The following is a 16,028-nucleotide window of genomic DNA, read 5'->3' as shown; positions in this document are numbered from 1 at the left end:
CGCCAAATACTTGTCCTAAACGCCGATTCTACGAATTACATCACATTTTGCAAGAAAAGGTGATGGTGCGTGCCGTTGTCTAATGCCAATATTTATCGTTAAGTTCTTGATTCTAAATGGGAATTGAGCGATGCAAATTTCAAGTTTGGGTCCAGCCATCAGACGCTACCGAAAGGTAGCGGGGCTTACTCAGGCTGAACTAGGTGAGAAAACCGGTTTTGACCCTAAAACCATTAGCCGCTTCGAAACCGGCACCTATACACCCAGCGTTGACGCTCTGTTCTTGTTTGCGGAGGCCTTGGGAGTGAAGCTGAAAGTCTTTTTTGCCGATCTGGGCGATGAGGAAGAACAGCGCGCTTATCTGTTCGGTGTCATTCATAAAGCCACCCCGAAGGATCTGGGAAAGCTGATAGCGGCGGTAGACCAGGCCTTGTCCAAGCCTTAGAGCTCGTACGACATAAAAAAGAGCAGGCCACTGACGTCGCCTGCTCTTTGCTCTTTGCCTACTGACATGATCCGACCGGACAGCCCCTCTCCTGGCAGGCGCTGGGCCACGCCTTTTGCCAGCATACTCGCGCGGCCCAGGCAGATTCGGTATCCTCTCGCGAAGTTATTTCAAAATGTAAGGGACTACCATGAACTACCTCCGCCTGCTGGTGGCGGCAGCCGCCTTGAGCCTGCCTGCCGCACCGGTCTATGCCACCGCAGCCCCGGCGCCAGTCGAAGCCAGCGCACCCGCCGAAACCGCCGAGCACTTCCTCGCCTCCCTCAAGCAGCAAACCGGCACCGTCACCCTGCCCGGCGGCATCGCTACGCTCAAGCTCAACGACGAGTTCTATTACCTGGACCCCAACGACACCGAACGTCTGCTCACCGACGGCTGGGGCAACCCGCCGGGCTTCAACACCCTGGGCATGATCGTGCCCAAGGCCGTCAGCCCACTGTCGGCAAGCGGCTGGGGCGTGATTGTCAGCTACAAGGACGACGGGCATATTTCCGACGAAGATGCGGCAAAAATCGACTACACCGAACTGCTCAAACAAATGCAGGAAGACGATGCCGAGGACAATCAGGAACGCCAGAAGCAAGGCTATGCCGGCCTGCACCTGCTGGGCTGGGCCGAACCGCCGCACTACGATCAACCGTCCCACAAGATGTACTGGGCCCGGGAACTGAAAGCCGACGACGCCGAGCAGAACACCCTCAACTACAGCATCCGCGTGCTGGGCCGCGAGGGCGTGCTGGAACTCAACGCCGTCGCCGCCATGGCCGACCTGCCCACCATCAAGCAGGAACTGCCCAAGGTCCTGGCCTTCACCAACTTCACCGACGGCAACCTCTACACCGACTACAACCCGAGCACCGACAAGCTGGCCTCTTATGGCCTGGCCGCGCTGGTCGCTGGCGGGATTGCCGGCAAGGCCGGGCTGTTTGCCAAGATCGGCATCTTCCTATTGGCCGCCAAGAAATTTCTGGTGATTGGCGTGGTGGCATTGCTGGCAGGCGCACGCAAGTTCTTCAACCGCAACAAAGGCTGATCGCCACACACGAAAACGCCGCGAGCAATCGCGGCGTACAGATAGCTTGGCCCCGGGCGCAATCAGGCCTGGGCAAGTGAAAAATTCTGATGAATTGGATAGCGGAATAAACAAGAGGGCTGTTGCGAGGGGGCGTTATGGAGGCAACCCCACCAGCCACACCCCGGCACACAATGTTCCCGCTGTGGCTGCTTCCTTCCGGATCTGACCAGGTTCACGGGTAATCGTTGCGGGGGGACCGATGGGGTCACCATAACGACGCTGGCCTCTCGGCAAGCGGGGCCATTGTACCGATCTCATCGGAAGTTACAACCGTTGGCGCAGGATTAAAAAGCCAAGAGGTTCAAGTACTTGCCATAGCCCTCAAGAACACCCTCGCACCTTTTGATCATTGGGCTTTCAATACCTCATCCGCACGGCCGCCCTCTTCCTGGATCACCAAGTGGATGAAGTGCAACTTGGCAATCACTGCCGGCGGCAGCACGAAGGGATAGAAATCCGGCTGCCCCATGCTGCGGGACAGTTCGTTGAGCATGCCGGCCAGCTCGATCCAGGCGTTGACGAACGACAGGAACGCCGCGCCGCCAGGGTGCTGCGGGTCATAGAGGGTGGTGAGGGGAAATGGCTGGTAGTCCAGGTCCATCTCCCGTGCGCTCATGCCAAACCCCAGAGCGGTGTCGACCGCGTCCATCATGTGCAGGTAATGGGCCCAGGTTTCTGCCCAGTCCTCCCAGGGGTGCATGGTGGCGTAAGCGCTGACGCAGGTTTGCTGCCAGTCCGGGCGCGGGCCGTTCTGGTAGTGCTGGTCGAGGGCGTCGGTATAACTGGCGCGTTCGTCGCCGAACAGGCTGCGAAACGGCTGCAACCAATGACTGCCGTCGATCAGGCGATCCCAATAGTAGTGGCCGACCTCATGGCGGAAGTGACCGAGCAAGGTGCGGTACGGCTCGCGCATCTGCACGCGGATTTTCTCGCGGTGCTCGTCGTCGGCCTCCTTGATATCCAGGGTGATCAAGCCATTGGCATGGCCCGTGGTGGGGGCATTGCCTGCCAGGTCGATACCCACGAAGTCAAAAGCCAGGCCATTGGTCTCGTCGACTGTTTTGGGGATCACCTGCAACCCCAGGCTGATCAATTGCGCCACCAGCCGGCGCTTGGCGGTTTCCACCTTGCGCCAGCGCTCGGGGTTTTCCGGAATCGACAGGTCGGGAATGGTGCGATTAAGGCTGCACGCCACACACAGCGGCGCGGTGCTGTAGGCCGGGATCAGCCAGTTGCAGGCGGCAGGGGTATCGAGGTTGGCGCAGCGGCGCCAGGCGCCGGCGTCGAGGTTGTCGTCCTGCAGCCAGGTATCGACCACTGGCCCCGGTTGCAGGGACGCCAGCCGGCTTTGCTCGGGCAGGTAACCCAACAGCGCCGAACAGGCCAGGCATTGGCTGTTGCGAAAAAACAGGGATTGCCCGCAACGGCACTGCCAGACCTTGCTGTTGCGCGAAGCCCCGCCCATGAATGGCGCGGCGATGCGCGAACTGAGCTGTTCGAAGAAGCGGTACATGGCGATCTCTCCAGGGGCGTGCCCAAGACTAGATCATTTACCGCGCAGGATCGTTCCCACGTTCTGCCTGGCAATGACGCCATGGGCCTCTGCGTCCGCTGTTGGGTCGCGGAGCGTGCTGGGATGCATTCCCACGCAGAGCGTGGGAACGATCATCAGAGGGGAATGTTGTGGCTGGCCAGGAAGGCGACGAAAGCCTCTTCGTCCAGGACCTTCAGCCCCAGCTCGCTGGCCTTGGCCAGTTTCGAGCCGGCACCCGGCCCGGCGACCACACAATGGGTCTTCGCCGAGACCGAACCCGCCACCTTGGCCCCCAGGCTTTCGAGCTTTGCCTTGGCCACGTCGCGACTCATCAATTCCAGCGAGCCGGTCAGCACCCAGGTATGCCCCGCCTCGGGCAAGCCTTCAACCACCTTCTTCTCGCTCTGCCAATGCATGCCGAAGTCCTTGAGCTGCTGCTCGATGGCCAGCGCACGATGGGCATTGTCCGGGTTATCGAAGAACTCACGCACGGCCTTGGCCTGCTTCTCCGGCAGCGCTTGGCGCATGTCCAGCCAATCGGCCTGGATAACACCCTCCAGGGAGCCAAACTTGTCCGCCAGCTTCTGCGCGGCTCCCGGCCCCACGGAAGGTACATGCAACTTGTCGAGCAGGCCGCCCAGGGTGGTACTGGCAGCGAACTCGGCACTCAGCTCACCCTGGTCCTGCAAGACCAGCGCGCACTCGTCCGGCGCCAGCAGCGCGCCGATCACCTGCTGGTTGTGCCCGTCTTCAAAGAAGCTGTGGATCTCGTGCGCCACTTCCAGGCCCACATCCGGCAAGTACGTCAGCACTTCCGGCAACGCCCGCTGCACACGCTCCAGGGACGCCAGGGAACGCGCCAGGACCTTGGCGGTTTCCTCGCCCACATCGGGAATACCCAGGGCGTAGATGAACCGCGCCAGGGTTGGGGTCTTGCTGTTTTCGATGGCGGCGATCAGTTTTTTGCTGGAGACATCGGCGAAGCCTTCCAGGTCGATGATCTGTTCGTACTTGAGCTTGTACAGGTCCGCCGGCGAGCCGATGAGTTTCTCATCGACCAACTGCTCGATGGTCTTGTCGCCCAGGCCGTCGATATCCATGGCCCGGCGCGAGACAAAATGGATAATCGCCTGCTTGAGCTGCGCACCACAGGCCAGGCGCCCGACACAGCGATACACCGCGCCTTCGCTGACGGTTTCCTTGCCCTTGCTGCGCTTGACCAGTTGCGTGCGCTCCACATGGGAACCGCACACCGGGCAGCTTTCCGGGATCTGCACGGCGCGGGCATTTTCCGGGCGACGCTCGGTAACCACCGACACGACCTGTGGGATCACATCACCGGCACGGCGGATGATTACGGTGTCACCGATCATCAAGCCCAGGCGCGCCACTTCGTCCATATTGTGCAATGTCGCATTGGATACGGTGACGCCAGCCACCTTGACCGGCTTCAAGCGCGCCACTGGCGTCACCGCGCCGGTGCGGCCGACCTGGAATTCAACGTCGAGCAATTCAGTCAGTTCTTCCATCGCCGGAAACTTATGGGCGATAGCCCAGCGCGGCTCGCGGGCGCGAAAGCCCAGTTCACGCTGGTAGGCAATGCTGTTGACCTTGAACACCACACCGTCGATTTCATAGGGCAGGCTGTTACGCCGCTCACCGATGTCGCGGTAGTACGCCAGGCAATCCTCAATCCCCTTGGCCAGCTTCAACTCGTGGCTGATGGGCATACCCCACTTCTGCAACTGCTGGAGGTTGCCGATATGGGTGTCGCTGATGTCCGTGGTCACGCCGTAGCAGCAGAACTCCAGGGGGCGACTGGCGGTGATCTTCGAGTCGAGTTGACGCAGGCTGCCCGCCGCCGCGTTACGCGGGTTGGCGAAGGTCTTGCCGCCGACTTCCAGTTGCGTGGCGTTCAAACGCTCGAAACCGGCCTTGGACATGAACACTTCACCGCGCACTTCCAGCGTCGCCGGCCAGCCCGTGCCCTGCAGTTTCAGCGGGATATTGCGCACGGTGCGCACATTCACGCTGATGTCTTCGCCGGTGGTGCCGTCGCCACGGGTCGCGCCGCGTACCAACTCGCCATCCTGATACAGCAGGCTGACCGCCAGGCCATCGAGCTTGGGTTCGCAGCTGTACTCCACCGCCGCACCACCGCCAAACAGATCGCCCACCGGCAGGTCGAGGCCCTCGGTAACGCGGCGATCAAACTCCAGCATGGTGGTTTCATCAAAGGCGTTGCCCAGGCTGAGCATCGGGATCTCGTGACGCACCTGGGTAAAGGCCGACAGCGCCGCACTGCCAACCCGCTGCGTCGGTGAGTCGCGAGTCACCAGGTCCGGGTGCTCGGCTTCCAGCGCCTTGAGTTCGTGGAACAGCCGGTCGTATTCGGCGTCCGGAATGCTCGGCTCGTCGAGGACGTGGTAACGGTAGTTGTGCTGATCCAGTTCAGCGCGCAGCTCGAGAATGCGGGTGTGGGCGGCGGTCATGGGTGTTCTCTCATAAAGCAAAAGAGCAGCCGAAGCTGCTCAATATGTTAGTGCGCTTAATTCTACTGACAACGCTGAAGACCCGTCCTCAGCGTTTCTGTGTCAGGGCGCGACGCTCGAACTCGACGATGCGCTGACGGTAGTGTTCGATGGTCTGGGCGGTCAGCACGCTGCGCTGGTCGTCCTTGAGCTCGCCATTGAGTTCCTGGGACAGCTTGCGGGCTGCGGCCACCATGACGTCGAACGCCTGTTTCGGGTGACGCGGGCCTGGCAGACCGAGGAAGAAGCTCACGGCCGGGGTGCTGAACAGGTCGATATCGTCCAGGTCGAAGGTGCCCGGCTTGACCGCGTTGGCCATGGAGAACAGTACTTCACCGTTGCCGGCCATGCTTTCGTGACGGTGGAAAATATCCATCTCGCCAAAACGCAGGCCGCTTTCCAGGATGTTCTGCAACAGCGCCGGGCCCTTGAAGCCGGCCGCGTCACGGCAGATCACGCTGATCACCAGCACTTCTTCAGCTGCCGGCTGGTCCTTGGTGGACTCACGTGGCGCGCTCTTGGCCGGGCTTTCATCCGGGAAATCACCATCGCGACTGCTGAAGCTCGGGCCTTCGTCCACGTCGAGGTTCAGGTCGCCCTGATGCGGCTCGGCCACAGCAGCGCTGCCGCGCTTGCCACGTTTGGACGACGGTTCGCGGGCTTCACGCACCGGGGCGCTCATCGACGGCAGGTCGTGCTCGTCCAGCTGCGGCTCTTTATGGGTGTCCAGGACACGGGGCGGCCCCAGCAGCTCGGCAGCGCCGTCGTCGTCGGGCAAATTGGACAGGTTACGGTCCAGACGGAATTTCAGCTTGCCCTTGCCGCCGCGCATACGGCGCCAGCCATCAAAAAGAATACCGGCTATTACAATAATGCCGATGACGATCAGCCACTCGCGCAGACCGATTTCCATGTAATCCCTTGCCTCTATAAAAAATGCTGAAAAATAAGGGGTTTAGCACCGTGCAAACCGCTTTAAAACGTGGCGCCAACTCTATGTTCTGACTGACGTTTTGCCCACGCATACGAAAAATTGACATTAAACTAGCACGACCAAAGATAACTTTACACAGTTGGCGCAAAATGTGTCGGCTGACGCAGGAATTAAGCTACAAATCATAAGCTTCAAGCCGACACTCATGCCCCTTGAAGCTAGCAACTTGGCGCTAACTTTCCACCATTGCCATCGCCTCTTCCACATCCACCGCCACCAGTCGCGAACAGCCTGGTTCATGCATGGTCACCCCCATCAATTGATCCGCCATTTCCATGGCGATCTTGTTGTGGGTGATATAGATGAACTGCACCGTCTGGGACATCTCTTTAACCAGGCGGGCATAGCGTCCAACGTTAGCGTCATCCAGCGGCGCGTCAACTTCATCGAGCATGCAGAACGGCGCCGGGTTCAACTTGAAGATGGCAAACACCAGGGCCAATGCGGTCAGGGCCTTCTCGCCGCCGGACAACAAATGGATGGTGCTGTTCTTCTTGCCCGGAGGCCGCGCCATGATCGTTACCCCTGTATCGAGTAGATCTTCGCCCGTCAGTTCCAAGTAAGCGCTGCCACCGCCGAAAACTTTTGGGAATAGGGCCTGTAAACCGCCATTAATCTGATCAAAGGTATCTTTGAAGCGGTTACGGGTTTCCTTGTCGATCTTGCGAATGACGTTTTCCAGGGTGTCCAGGGCTTCCACCAGATCGGCGTTCTGGGCATCCAGGTAACGTTTACGCTCGGACTGCTGCTGGTATTCGTCGATGGCGGCGAGGTTGATCGCGCCGAGTCGCTGAATGCGCGCGGCAATGCGCTCAAGTTCTTCTTCGGCTTCTTTCTCGTTGGCTTCGGCGGTCAAGGTATTGAGCACGCCGTGCAGGTCGTAGCCATCTTCCAGCAACTGATCCTGCAAGGTTTTGCGGCGCACCGTCAGGGCCTGCCATTCCATGCGCTGCTGTTCGAGCTGGCTGCGGATCAATTGTGATTGTTGCTCGGCCTGGGTTCGGCGCTTTTCTGCGTCGCGCAGTTCGCGGTCGGCGTCTTCCAGGGCGATCTGCGCGGTCTTGAGTTCTACGTCGACGCTCATGCGTTTATCGAGCAACTCTTCGAGCTTCAAGCGCAGCTCTTCCAGGGGCGCCTCGCCCTCCTCCAGGTTGAGACTCAGTTGCTCGCGCTTTTCCGTCAGGCGCTCGGACTGCATCTCCAAGCGCTCCAGGGCCTGGCGCGTGGAATCGTGCTGAGCGCGCAACGAGCCCAGGCGCACCGCCAACTGGTGGGCGTGATCCTTGTGCTGGCGCGCTTCCTGGCGTACCCGATCGAGGCGTTCACGCAGGCTGTCACGCTGGGCCAGCAGCAGTTCGCGCTGCTCAGTGTCGAGGGCCATGCTGTCGAGGGCGTCCTGCAACTGCAGGCGCGCTTCGCCGACTTGTTCATGTTCGAGGGCGCGCTGTTCGCCCATCTCGGCCACTTCTTCATCGAGACGGGTACGGCGCAGGGTCAACTGTTCGGCCTTGGCCTTGCTGGCCGAGAGCTGGGCTTTCAGTTCGCCCTGCTGGCGCGCTTCGTCCTGCAACAGGCGGCGCAAGTGTTCGCGGCCGGTCTCTTGCTGGCGCTGGGTGGCGCGCAGGGTTTGCAGTTGGGTTTCCAGGGACTCCAGGGTCGCCTCGCGCTCTTCGCGCTCGGCACTCAGGTTGACGATTTCCTGGCCACGGGCCAATACGCCGCTTTCGGCTTCACTGGCGCGGCGCACCCGCAAAAAGTGCCGGCCGACCCAGTAGCCGTCGCGGCTGATCAGGCTTTCGCCAGAGGCCAATTGGCCACGCAACGCCAGGGCCTGTTCCAGGGAGTCCACCGGCTTGACCTGGCCCAGCCAGGGCGACAGATCAATCGGCGCCTCGACTTTATCCAACAGGCTGCCCGGCACGCGGGTGCCATCGGCTGCCGGGCTGAGCAGACGCAAGTCGCCCTGGGTGAAACCGGCCAAATCAAACCCGCCAAAGTCATCCACCAGCACCGCCTGCAGATCCGCGCCAAGCACGGTCTCCACGGCCAGTTCCCAACCGGCTTCGACCTTCAAGCCTTCGGCCAGGCGCGGACGCTCGGCCAGGTGCTGGTCACGCAGCCATTCTGCGGTGCCTGTGCCGGGATCCAGTGCCGCCTGCTGCAAGGCTTCAAGGGAGGCCAGGCGCCCGTTGAGGCGCTGCAAATCGCCCTGGGCCTGCTGCTGCGCCTGGGTCGCTTGCTGCAGTTCCTGGCGCAATTGCTCCAGGCGCTCCACTTGCTGCTCTTCGCTGGCTTCCAGCTCTTCGAGCGTCATTTCGCTTTCGGCCAGCTGCTCGCTCAGCGCCATGATCGCCGCGTCTTCCGGGGCAGCGGCCAGCAAGGCGCGCTCCTCCAGGACCCGGCGCTGGCGCTCGGCCAGGCGTTCCATGCTGGTTTCCAGTTGCTGGATGCGCGACTGCTGCACCTCAGCCTGGCGCCGCGGTTCGGCGGAGCGCAGGTTGAACGCATCCCACTGCTCCTGCCAACCGTGCATGGTGGTTTCGGATTCTTCCAGGGCGGCGGCGGCCTCTTCGGCGGCGGCGCTGGTGATTTCCTGCTCGGGGATGAGCATGTCCAGCTCTTCGCCGAGGGTCAGCAGCAAGGTGCGGTCGTGGCCCAGGTGCGACTCGGTTTCCAGGCGCGCGCGCTCCGCTTCCTTCAGGTCATCCTGCAACTGGCGCAAACGCTGCTGGCCGTGCTGGATGCTCTGCTCGACCCGCGCAATATCGCCGCCCACCGAATAGAAGCGGCCCTGCACCAGGTTGAAGCGCTCGGACAAGTCATGGTGACCGTCACGCAGGCGTTCGATGCTGGCGTCGGCATTGCGCTGCTCAGCCACCAGGGCTTCGAAGCTGATTTCCTGGGTGCCGATAATCGCTTCGCGCTGGCCCACCTGGTCATTCAAGGCCTGCCAGCGCAGCGCCGAGAGTTGCGCCTTGAGCTGGCGTTCTTCGCCTTTGTATTCCTGGTATTTCTCGGCGGCCTGGGCCTGGCGGTGCAGGCGCTCCAGTTGGCGCTCCAGCTCTTCACGCAGGTCGGTCAGGCGCGCGAGGTTTTCGTGGGTGCGGCGGATGCGGTTTTCGGTCTCGCGGCGGCGCTCCTTGTACTTGGAGATGCCGGCCGCTTCCTCGATAAAGTTGCGCAGGTCCTCGGGCTTGGCTTCGATCAGCTTGGAGATCATGCCCTGCTCGATAATCGAGTAGCTGCGCGGGCCCAGGCCGGTGCCGAGGAAGATGTCGGTAATGTCGCGGCGCCGGCACTTGGTGCCGTTGAGGAAGTAACTGTTCTGGCTGTCGCGCGTCACTTTGCGGCGGATGGAGATTTCCGCGTAGGCGGCGTATTCACCCACCAGGGTACCGTCGGAGTTGTCGAACACCAGTTCGATGCTGGCCTGGCTGACCGGCTTGCGGCTGGTGGAGCCATTGAAGATGACGTCGGTCATCGACTCGCCACGCAGGTTTTTCGCCGAACTCTCGCCCATCACCCAGCGCACGGCGTCGATGATGTTCGACTTGCCGCAGCCATTGGGCCCGACCACTGCCGCCATGTTACTGGGGAAGTTCACCGTGGTCGGGTCGACGAAGGATTTGAACCCCGCCAGTTTGATGCACTTGAGCCGCACGCTTAGGCGTCCGCCAGGGCTGCGATAACCAGTGAACAACTGCGCTGGCAATAGGCCGAGAGCACTTGGCGGATCTGCGGCAGATCACGGGCCAGTACAGCGGCGAGCAGTTGCTCGAACAGCGCCAGGTACTCGCTCATCGACGCCTTGCGTTGATCCAGGGCCAGGTAATAGGCGCGGTTCATCGCCGGTTGCAGGTTTTCGACGGTTTCCTGCAGGTACGGGTTATTGGCAAAGGGGTACGCGGCGCGCATGACATTGAAGCATTCTTCGACAAAAGCGCGGATGTCCTGGCGCTCGAAATTGCTCACCAGCCGTTGCTGGATCTGCACGAAGGGCGCCATGTCGGCCTGGGTCTGCCAGCCTTCGGCGACCGCATTGCCCAGCAGGATGTACAGCTCGCTCATCAGCGTGCACAGGCTCTGCACCTTGTGCGCGGTGAGCTCGGTGACGTGGGCGCCACGGCGCGGCAGGATGGCGATCAGGTGCCGTCGCTCGAGGATCAGCAAGGCTTCGCGCACGGAGCCACGGCTGACATTGAGCGCCAGCGTGACTTTCTGTTCCTGGATCCGCTCCCCAGGCTTGAGATCGCCGCGAATAATGCGTTCGGCGAGGTGGTGAGCGATTTGCTCGGCAAGACTATCCGGCGCCTTGAACGTCATGTTTTCCCTTCAAAATCTGCTATCGGTACAAGGGCGGCAGTGTAGCGCAATCACTGGGCCAGCAACGCCGAATTTGGCATGAAATAAGCAGACGATAAAGCCCAGGCGCCCCTGAAAACGGCGGTTACAGGGATCTGAACCATAATCAAAGGTGTTGCAATCGCATTTTCTTGACCTCCTGGTCAGAAAATCGTTGACCGAAAAGTCAGACATGACTAGATTCGGCGCAAAGCGGTTAACAACAATAATGAGTCTGCGAGGCCTTCCGTGATCCAGTTTTTAATCAACCAGGAGCTCCGTAGCGAGCATGACCTGGACCCGAACCTGACTGTGCTCAACTACCTGCGTGAGCACCTGGGCAAATCCGGAACCAAGGAAGGCTGCGCCAGCGGCGACTGTGGTGCCTGCACCGTGGTAGTCGGCGAGCTGCATACCGACGAGCAAGGTGCCGAGCAGATTCGCTATCGCAGCCTCAATTCGTGCCTGACGTTTGTCTCATCCCTGCACGGCAAACAACTGATCACCGTGGAAGACCTCAAGCACCAGGGCCAACTGCACAGCGTGCAACAGGCCATGGTCGAGTGCCATGGTTCCCAATGCGGTTTCTGCACCCCCGGTTTTGTAATGTCGCTGTTCGCCCTGCAAAAAAACAGCGACGCCCCCGACAACGCCAAGGCCCACGAAGCCCTGGCCGGCAACCTGTGCCGCTGCACCGGCTACCGGCCGATCCTGGCCGCTGCCGAGCAAGCCTGCTGCAACAAGCCCCAGGACCAGTTCGACAGCCGCGAGGCGCAGACCATCGCCCGCCTCAAGGCCATCGCGCCGACGCAAACCGGCGAACTGAACAGCGGCGACAAACGCTGCCTGGTGCCCCTGACCGTCGCCGACCTGGCCGACCTCTACGACGCCTACCCCCAAGCCCGGCTGCTGGCCGGCGGTACTGACCTGGCGCTGGAGGTCACCCAGTTCCACCGCGTGCTGCCGGTGATGATCTACGTCGGCAACATTGAAGCCATGAAGCGCATCGAGACCTTTGACGACCGCCTGGAAATCGGCGCCGCTACCGCCCTCTCCGACTGCTACAGCGCGCTGCACCACGAATACCCGGACTTTGGCGACCTGCTGCACCGCTTCGCCTCCCTGCAAATCCGCAACCAGGGCACCCTCGGCGGCAATATCGGCAACGCCTCGCCCATCGGTGACTCGCCGCCGCTGCTGATCGCCCTCGGCGCGCAGATCGTGCTGTGCAAGGGCAACGTGCGCCGCACCCTGGCCCTGGAGGACTACTTTATCGACTACCGCGTCACTGCCCGTCAGGACAGTGAGTTCATCGAGAAGATCATCGTGCCCAAGGGCCACGCGCTGTTTCGCGCCTACAAGGTTTCCAAGCGCCTGGACGATGACATCTCGGCAGTCTGTGCAGCCTTCAATCTGAAGATCGACAACGGAGTGATCAGCGATGCCCGCGTCGCCTTCGGCGGCATGGCCGCCACCCCCAAACGCGCACAACACTGCGAGGCCCTGCTGATCGGCGCCACCTGGAACAGCGCCACCGTGGAGAAAGCCTGCGCGGCCCTGGCCGAGGATTTCACCCCGCTGTCGGACTTCCGTGCGAGCAAGGAATACCGCCTGCTCAGCGCCCAGAACCTGCTGCGCAAATACTTCATCGAACTGCAAACGCCGCACATCGAGACTCGGGTGACCGCTTATGTCTAACCATCACGCCGTGGTAAAAACCCAAGCCGAAATGGCCGCGCTGTTTGCCCAGGACCTGACGTCCGGGGTCGGGCGTAGCGTCAAGCATGACAGCGCCGCCAAGCATGTGTCGGGCGAAGCGCAGTACATTGATGATCGCCTGGAATTCCCCAACCAGTTGCACCTGTATGCGCGCATGTCCGACCGCGCCCACGCCCGGATCCTCAGTATCGACACCGCGCCCTGCTACGCCTTTGACGGTGTGCGCATTGTCATCACCCACGAGGATGTGCCGGGCCTGAAAGACATCGGCCCGCTGATGCCCGGCGACCCGTTGCTGGCCATCGACACCGTGCAGTTCGTCGGCCAGGTAGTCCTGGCCGTCGCCGCCCGCGACCTGGAAACCGCACGCAAGGCGGCCATGGCCGCGGTGATCGAATACGAAGACCTGGAGCCGGTGCTGGATGTGGTCGAGGCCTTCCGCAATAAACATTTCGTGCTGGACAGCCACACCCACCAGCGCGGTGATTCGGCGAGCGCCCTGGCGAGCGCGAAAAACCGTATCCAGGGCACCCTGCATATCGGCGGCCAGGAACACTTCTACCTGGAGACCCAGATCTCCTCGGTGATGCCCACCGAAGACGGCGGCATGATCGTCTACTGCTCCACCCAGAACCCCACCGAAGTGCAGAAACTGGTGGCCGAAGTACTGGACGTGTCGATGAACAAAATCGTGGTGGATATGCGTCGCATGGGCGGTGGTTTTGGCGGCAAGGAAACCCAGGCCGCCAGCCCGGCATGCCTGTGTGCAGTGGTGGCGCGCCTGACTGGCCAGCCGACCAAGATGCGCCTGCCACGGGTCGAAGACATGCTGATGACCGGCAAGCGCCACCCGTTCTACATCGAATACGACGTGGGCTTCGACGACAACGGCCGCCTGCACGGGATCAATCTGGACCTGGCGGGTAACTGCGGCTGCTCGCCGGACCTGTCGAACTCGATTGTCGACCGGGCGATGTTCCACTCCGACAACGCGTATTACCTGGGCGATGCCACCGTCAACGGTCATCGCTGCAAGACCAACACCGCCTCCAACACTGCCTACCGTGGTTTCGGCGGCCCGCAAGGCATGGTCGCCATCGAGGAAGTGATGGACGCCATCGCCCGCCATCTGGCCCTGGACCCGCTGGCCGTGCGCAAGGCCAACTACTATGGCAAGACCGAGCGCAACGTCACCCACTACTACCAGACCGTCGAGCACAACATGCTCGAAGAAATGACCGCCGAGCTTGAGGCCAGCAGCCAGTACGCCGAACGCCGCGAAGCGATCCGCCTGTACAACGCCCACAGCCCGATCCTGAAAAAGGGCCTGGCGCTGACGCCGGTGAAGTTCGGTATTTCGTTTACCGCCAGCTTCCTCAACCAGGCCGGCGCCTTGATCCATATCTACACCGACGGCAGCATCCACTTGAACCATGGCGGCACCGAGATGGGCCAGGGCCTGAACATCAAGGTCGCGCAAGTGGTGGCCGAGATATTTCAGGTGGAAATCGACCGGGTGCAGATCACCGCGACCAACACCGACAAGGTGCCCAACACCTCGCCGACCGCCGCCTCCAGCGGCGCCGACCTGAACGGCAAGGCCGCGCAGAACGCCGCCGAAACCATCAAGCAACGCCTGGTGGAGTTCGCTGCGCGCAAGTACGACGTCAGCGAGGCGGATGTGGAATTCCACAACGGCCATGTGCGGGTGCGTGAGCTGATCCTGACGTTCGAGGAGCTGATCCAGCAGGCGTATTTCGCCCAGGTGTCGCTGTCGAGTACCGGCTTCTACAAGACCCCGAAAATTTTCTACGACCGCAGCCAGGCGCGGGGCCGGCCGTTCTACTACTTCGCCTTCGGCGCAGCCTGCTGCGAAGTGATCGTCGACACCCTGACCGGCGAGTACAAGATGCTGCGCACCGACATCCTCCACGACGTGGGCGCCTCGCTGAACCCGGCCATCGACATTGGTCAGGTCGAAGGCGGCTTTATCCAGGGCATGGGCTGGCTGACCATGGAAGAGCTGGTGTGGAACAACAAGGGCAAGCTGATGACCAATGGCCCGGCCAGCTACAAGATTCCGGCCGTGGCGGACATGCCCCTGGATTTGCGGGTCAAACTGGTAGAAAACCGCAAGAACCCGGAGGACACGGTGTTCCATTCCAAGGCCGTGGGCGAACCGCCATTTATGCTCGGGATTGCTTCGTGGTGCGCGATCAAGGATGCGGTGGCGAGCCTGGGTGACTATCGCCATCAACCGAAGATTGATGCGCCGGCGACCCCGGAGCGGGTGTTGTGGGGCTGTGAGCAGATGCGTCAATTGCAGGCGGCGACGGTGGTTGAGGCTGAGACCGAGATGGCTTCGCTCTAGACCGAGGTGCTGCCATCGCGGGCAAGCCCGCTCCCTCATTTGGAATGCATTCCCTTGTGGGAGCGGGCTTGCCCGCGATGACGGCCTGACTGACAACAGCAATGTTGAGGTAGACATGAACAACTGGATCAGCGCCCTCGCCGACCTGCAACACCAGGGTGAACCCTGCGTGCTGGTGACCATTATCGAAGAGCTCGGCTCCACGCCGCGCAATGCCGGTTCGAAGATGGTAGTCAGCGCCGCGCAAACCTTCGACACCATCGGCGGCGGCCACCTGGAATACAAGGCCATGCAGATCGCCCGCGACATGCTCGCCAGCGGTCAGCACAACACCCATCTGGAGCGCTTCAGCCTCGGTGCCAGCCTCGGCCAGTGCTGTGGCGGCGTCACCGTGCTGCTGTTCGAACCCATGGGCCAGGTGCAGGCGCAGATTGCCGTGTTCGGCGCCGGCCATGTCGGTCGCGCCCTGGTGCCGCTGCTGGCCAGCCTGCCGTGCCGGGTGCGCTGGATCGACTCGCGGGAACAGGAATTCCCGGAGCATATCCCCCAGGGCGTGCGTAAAATCGTCAGCGAAGAGCCGGTCGATGAAATTGCCGACCTGCCAGCGGGCAGTTACTGCATCGTCATGACCCATAATCACCAACTGGATCTGGAACTGACCGCCGCCCTGCTCAAGCGCAATGACTTTGCCTACTTCGGCCTGATCGGCTCGCAGACCAAACGCGTCAAGTTTGAACACCGCCTGCGTGAGCGCGGCTTCGAGGCTGCGCAGTTGCAACGCATGCGCTGCCCCATGGGCCTCACCGAGGTGAAGGGCAAATTGCCGGTGGAAATCGCCATCTCCATCGCCGGCGAGATCATCGCCACCTATAACGCCAACTTCGGCCAGCACACCGCGAGCGCCGAACCCATTGCCAAACTGCTGCCGGTATCTCGCCGCAGCCAAGCTATGAATTGA

10 protein-coding genes and 1 other RNA gene are annotated in these 16,028 nt (G+C 61.6%); 5 read left to right on the top strand and 6 right to left on the bottom strand.

The window, feature by feature from the left end:
* The first annotated feature begins 130 nt into the window (after nt 1-130).
* Together PSFL_RS20240 and PSFL_RS20235 are read left to right on the top strand one after the other, a co-directional pair.
* On the top strand, nt 131-445 hold the full coding sequence (locus PSFL_RS20240; RefSeq protein WP_029298195.1) for a helix-turn-helix domain-containing protein: 315 nt from the start codon (nt 131-133) through the stop codon (nt 443-445).
* A 190-nt stretch (nt 446-635) separates the two neighbouring features.
* Nucleotides 636-1,538: a DUF2167 domain-containing protein gene (locus PSFL_RS20235; RefSeq protein ID WP_057444920.1), complete on the top strand. Its 903-nt coding sequence runs from the start codon at nt 636-638 to the stop codon at nt 1,536-1,538.
* Nucleotides 1,539-1,685: 147 nt separating this feature from the next.
* On the opposite strand, the gene ffs is transcribed toward PSFL_RS20235, so the two are convergent.
* The 6 genes from ffs to PSFL_RS20205 all read right to left on the bottom strand — a co-directional run bounded on the left by ffs (nt 1,686) and on the right by PSFL_RS20205 (nt 10,962).
* Nucleotides 1,686-1,782, bottom strand: an RNA gene (gene ffs, locus PSFL_RS20230) — signal recognition particle sRNA small type.
* A gap of 144 nt (nt 1,783-1,926) precedes the next feature.
* A complete protein-coding gene (locus tag PSFL_RS20225; RefSeq protein ID WP_397470415.1) occupies nt 1,927-3,093 on the bottom strand; it encodes a putative zinc-binding metallopeptidase in 1,167 nt (388 codons plus the stop codon).
* 155 nt (nt 3,094-3,248) lie between these two features.
* Nucleotides 3,249-5,606, bottom strand: a complete 2,358-nt coding sequence (gene ligA, locus PSFL_RS20220; RefSeq protein WP_057439506.1) for an NAD-dependent DNA ligase LigA — start codon at nt 5,604-5,606, stop codon at nt 3,249-3,251.
* A gap of 88 nt (nt 5,607-5,694) precedes the next feature.
* Entirely contained in the window at nt 5,695-6,558 is an 864-nt protein-coding gene (gene zipA, locus PSFL_RS20215; RefSeq protein WP_057444921.1) for a cell division protein ZipA, read from the bottom strand.
* Nucleotides 6,559-6,811: 253 nt separating this feature from the next.
* Nucleotides 6,812-10,300, bottom strand: coding sequence for a chromosome segregation protein SMC (gene smc / locus PSFL_RS20210; RefSeq protein ID WP_170059598.1), 3,489 nt, complete (start codon nt 10,298-10,300; stop codon nt 6,812-6,814).
* A 2-nt stretch (nt 10,301-10,302) separates the two neighbouring features.
* Entirely contained in the window at nt 10,303-10,962 is a 660-nt protein-coding gene (locus PSFL_RS20205) for a GntR family transcriptional regulator (RefSeq protein ID WP_397470414.1), read from the bottom strand.
* A 267-nt stretch (nt 10,963-11,229) separates the two neighbouring features.
* On the opposite strand from PSFL_RS20205, the gene xdhA reads away from it, so the two are divergent.
* From xdhA to xdhC, 3 genes are all read left to right on the top strand, one after another.
* The gene (gene xdhA / locus PSFL_RS20200) at nt 11,230-12,678 is read left to right on the top strand and encodes a xanthine dehydrogenase small subunit (protein ID WP_115128705.1); all 1,449 of its coding nucleotides are present in this window, start codon (nt 11,230-11,232) and stop codon (nt 12,676-12,678) included.
* Complete coding sequence (gene xdhB / locus PSFL_RS20195; RefSeq protein ID WP_057439510.1) at nt 12,671-15,070, top strand: xanthine dehydrogenase molybdopterin binding subunit; 2,400 nt, start codon at nt 12,671-12,673, stop codon at nt 15,068-15,070. Before xdhA ends, xdhB begins: the two co-directional genes overlap by 8 nt.
* A gap of 115 nt (nt 15,071-15,185) precedes the next feature.
* Nucleotides 15,186-16,028 carry a xanthine dehydrogenase accessory protein XdhC gene (xdhC, locus tag PSFL_RS20190; RefSeq protein ID WP_057439511.1) on the top strand — a complete coding sequence of 281 codons (843 nt, stop codon included), beginning with the start codon at nt 15,186-15,188 and terminating at the stop codon, nt 16,026-16,028.

Origin of the sequence: Pseudomonas sp. DD1, from assembly GCF_044510355.1 — a bacterium.
Lineage (GTDB): Bacteria > Pseudomonadota > Gammaproteobacteria > Pseudomonadales > Pseudomonadaceae > Aquipseudomonas > Aquipseudomonas shahriarae.
Note: the sequence above shows the minus strand (reverse complement) of the source record. Positions and strands in the feature narration are given on the sequence as shown.

Bases quoted from the DNA above. Each gene is read 5' to 3' on its own strand.
- PSFL_RS20240 (WP_029298195.1), top strand. From the start codon at position 131: ATGCAAATTTCAAGTTTGGGTCCAGCCATCAGACGCTACCGAAAGGTA.
- PSFL_RS20235 (WP_057444920.1), top strand. From the start codon at position 636: ATGAACTACCTCCGCCTGCTGGTGGCGGCAGCCGCCTTGAGCCTGCCT.
- PSFL_RS20225 (WP_397470415.1), bottom strand. From the start codon at position 3,093: ATGTACCGCTTCTTCGAACAGCTCAGTTCGCGCATCGCCGCGCCATTC.
- ligA (WP_057439506.1), bottom strand. From the start codon at position 5,606: ATGACCGCCGCCCACACCCGCATTCTCGAGCTGCGCGCTGAACTGGAT.
- zipA (WP_057444921.1), bottom strand. From the start codon at position 6,558: ATGGAAATCGGTCTGCGCGAGTGGCTGATCGTCATCGGCATTATTGTA.
- PSFL_RS20205 (WP_397470414.1), bottom strand. From the start codon at position 10,962: ATGACGTTCAAGGCGCCGGATAGTCTTGCCGAGCAAATCGCTCACCAC.
- xdhB (WP_057439510.1), top strand. From the start codon at position 12,671: ATGTCTAACCATCACGCCGTGGTAAAAACCCAAGCCGAAATGGCCGCG.
- xdhC (WP_057439511.1), top strand. From the start codon at position 15,186: ATGAACAACTGGATCAGCGCCCTCGCCGACCTGCAACACCAGGGTGAA.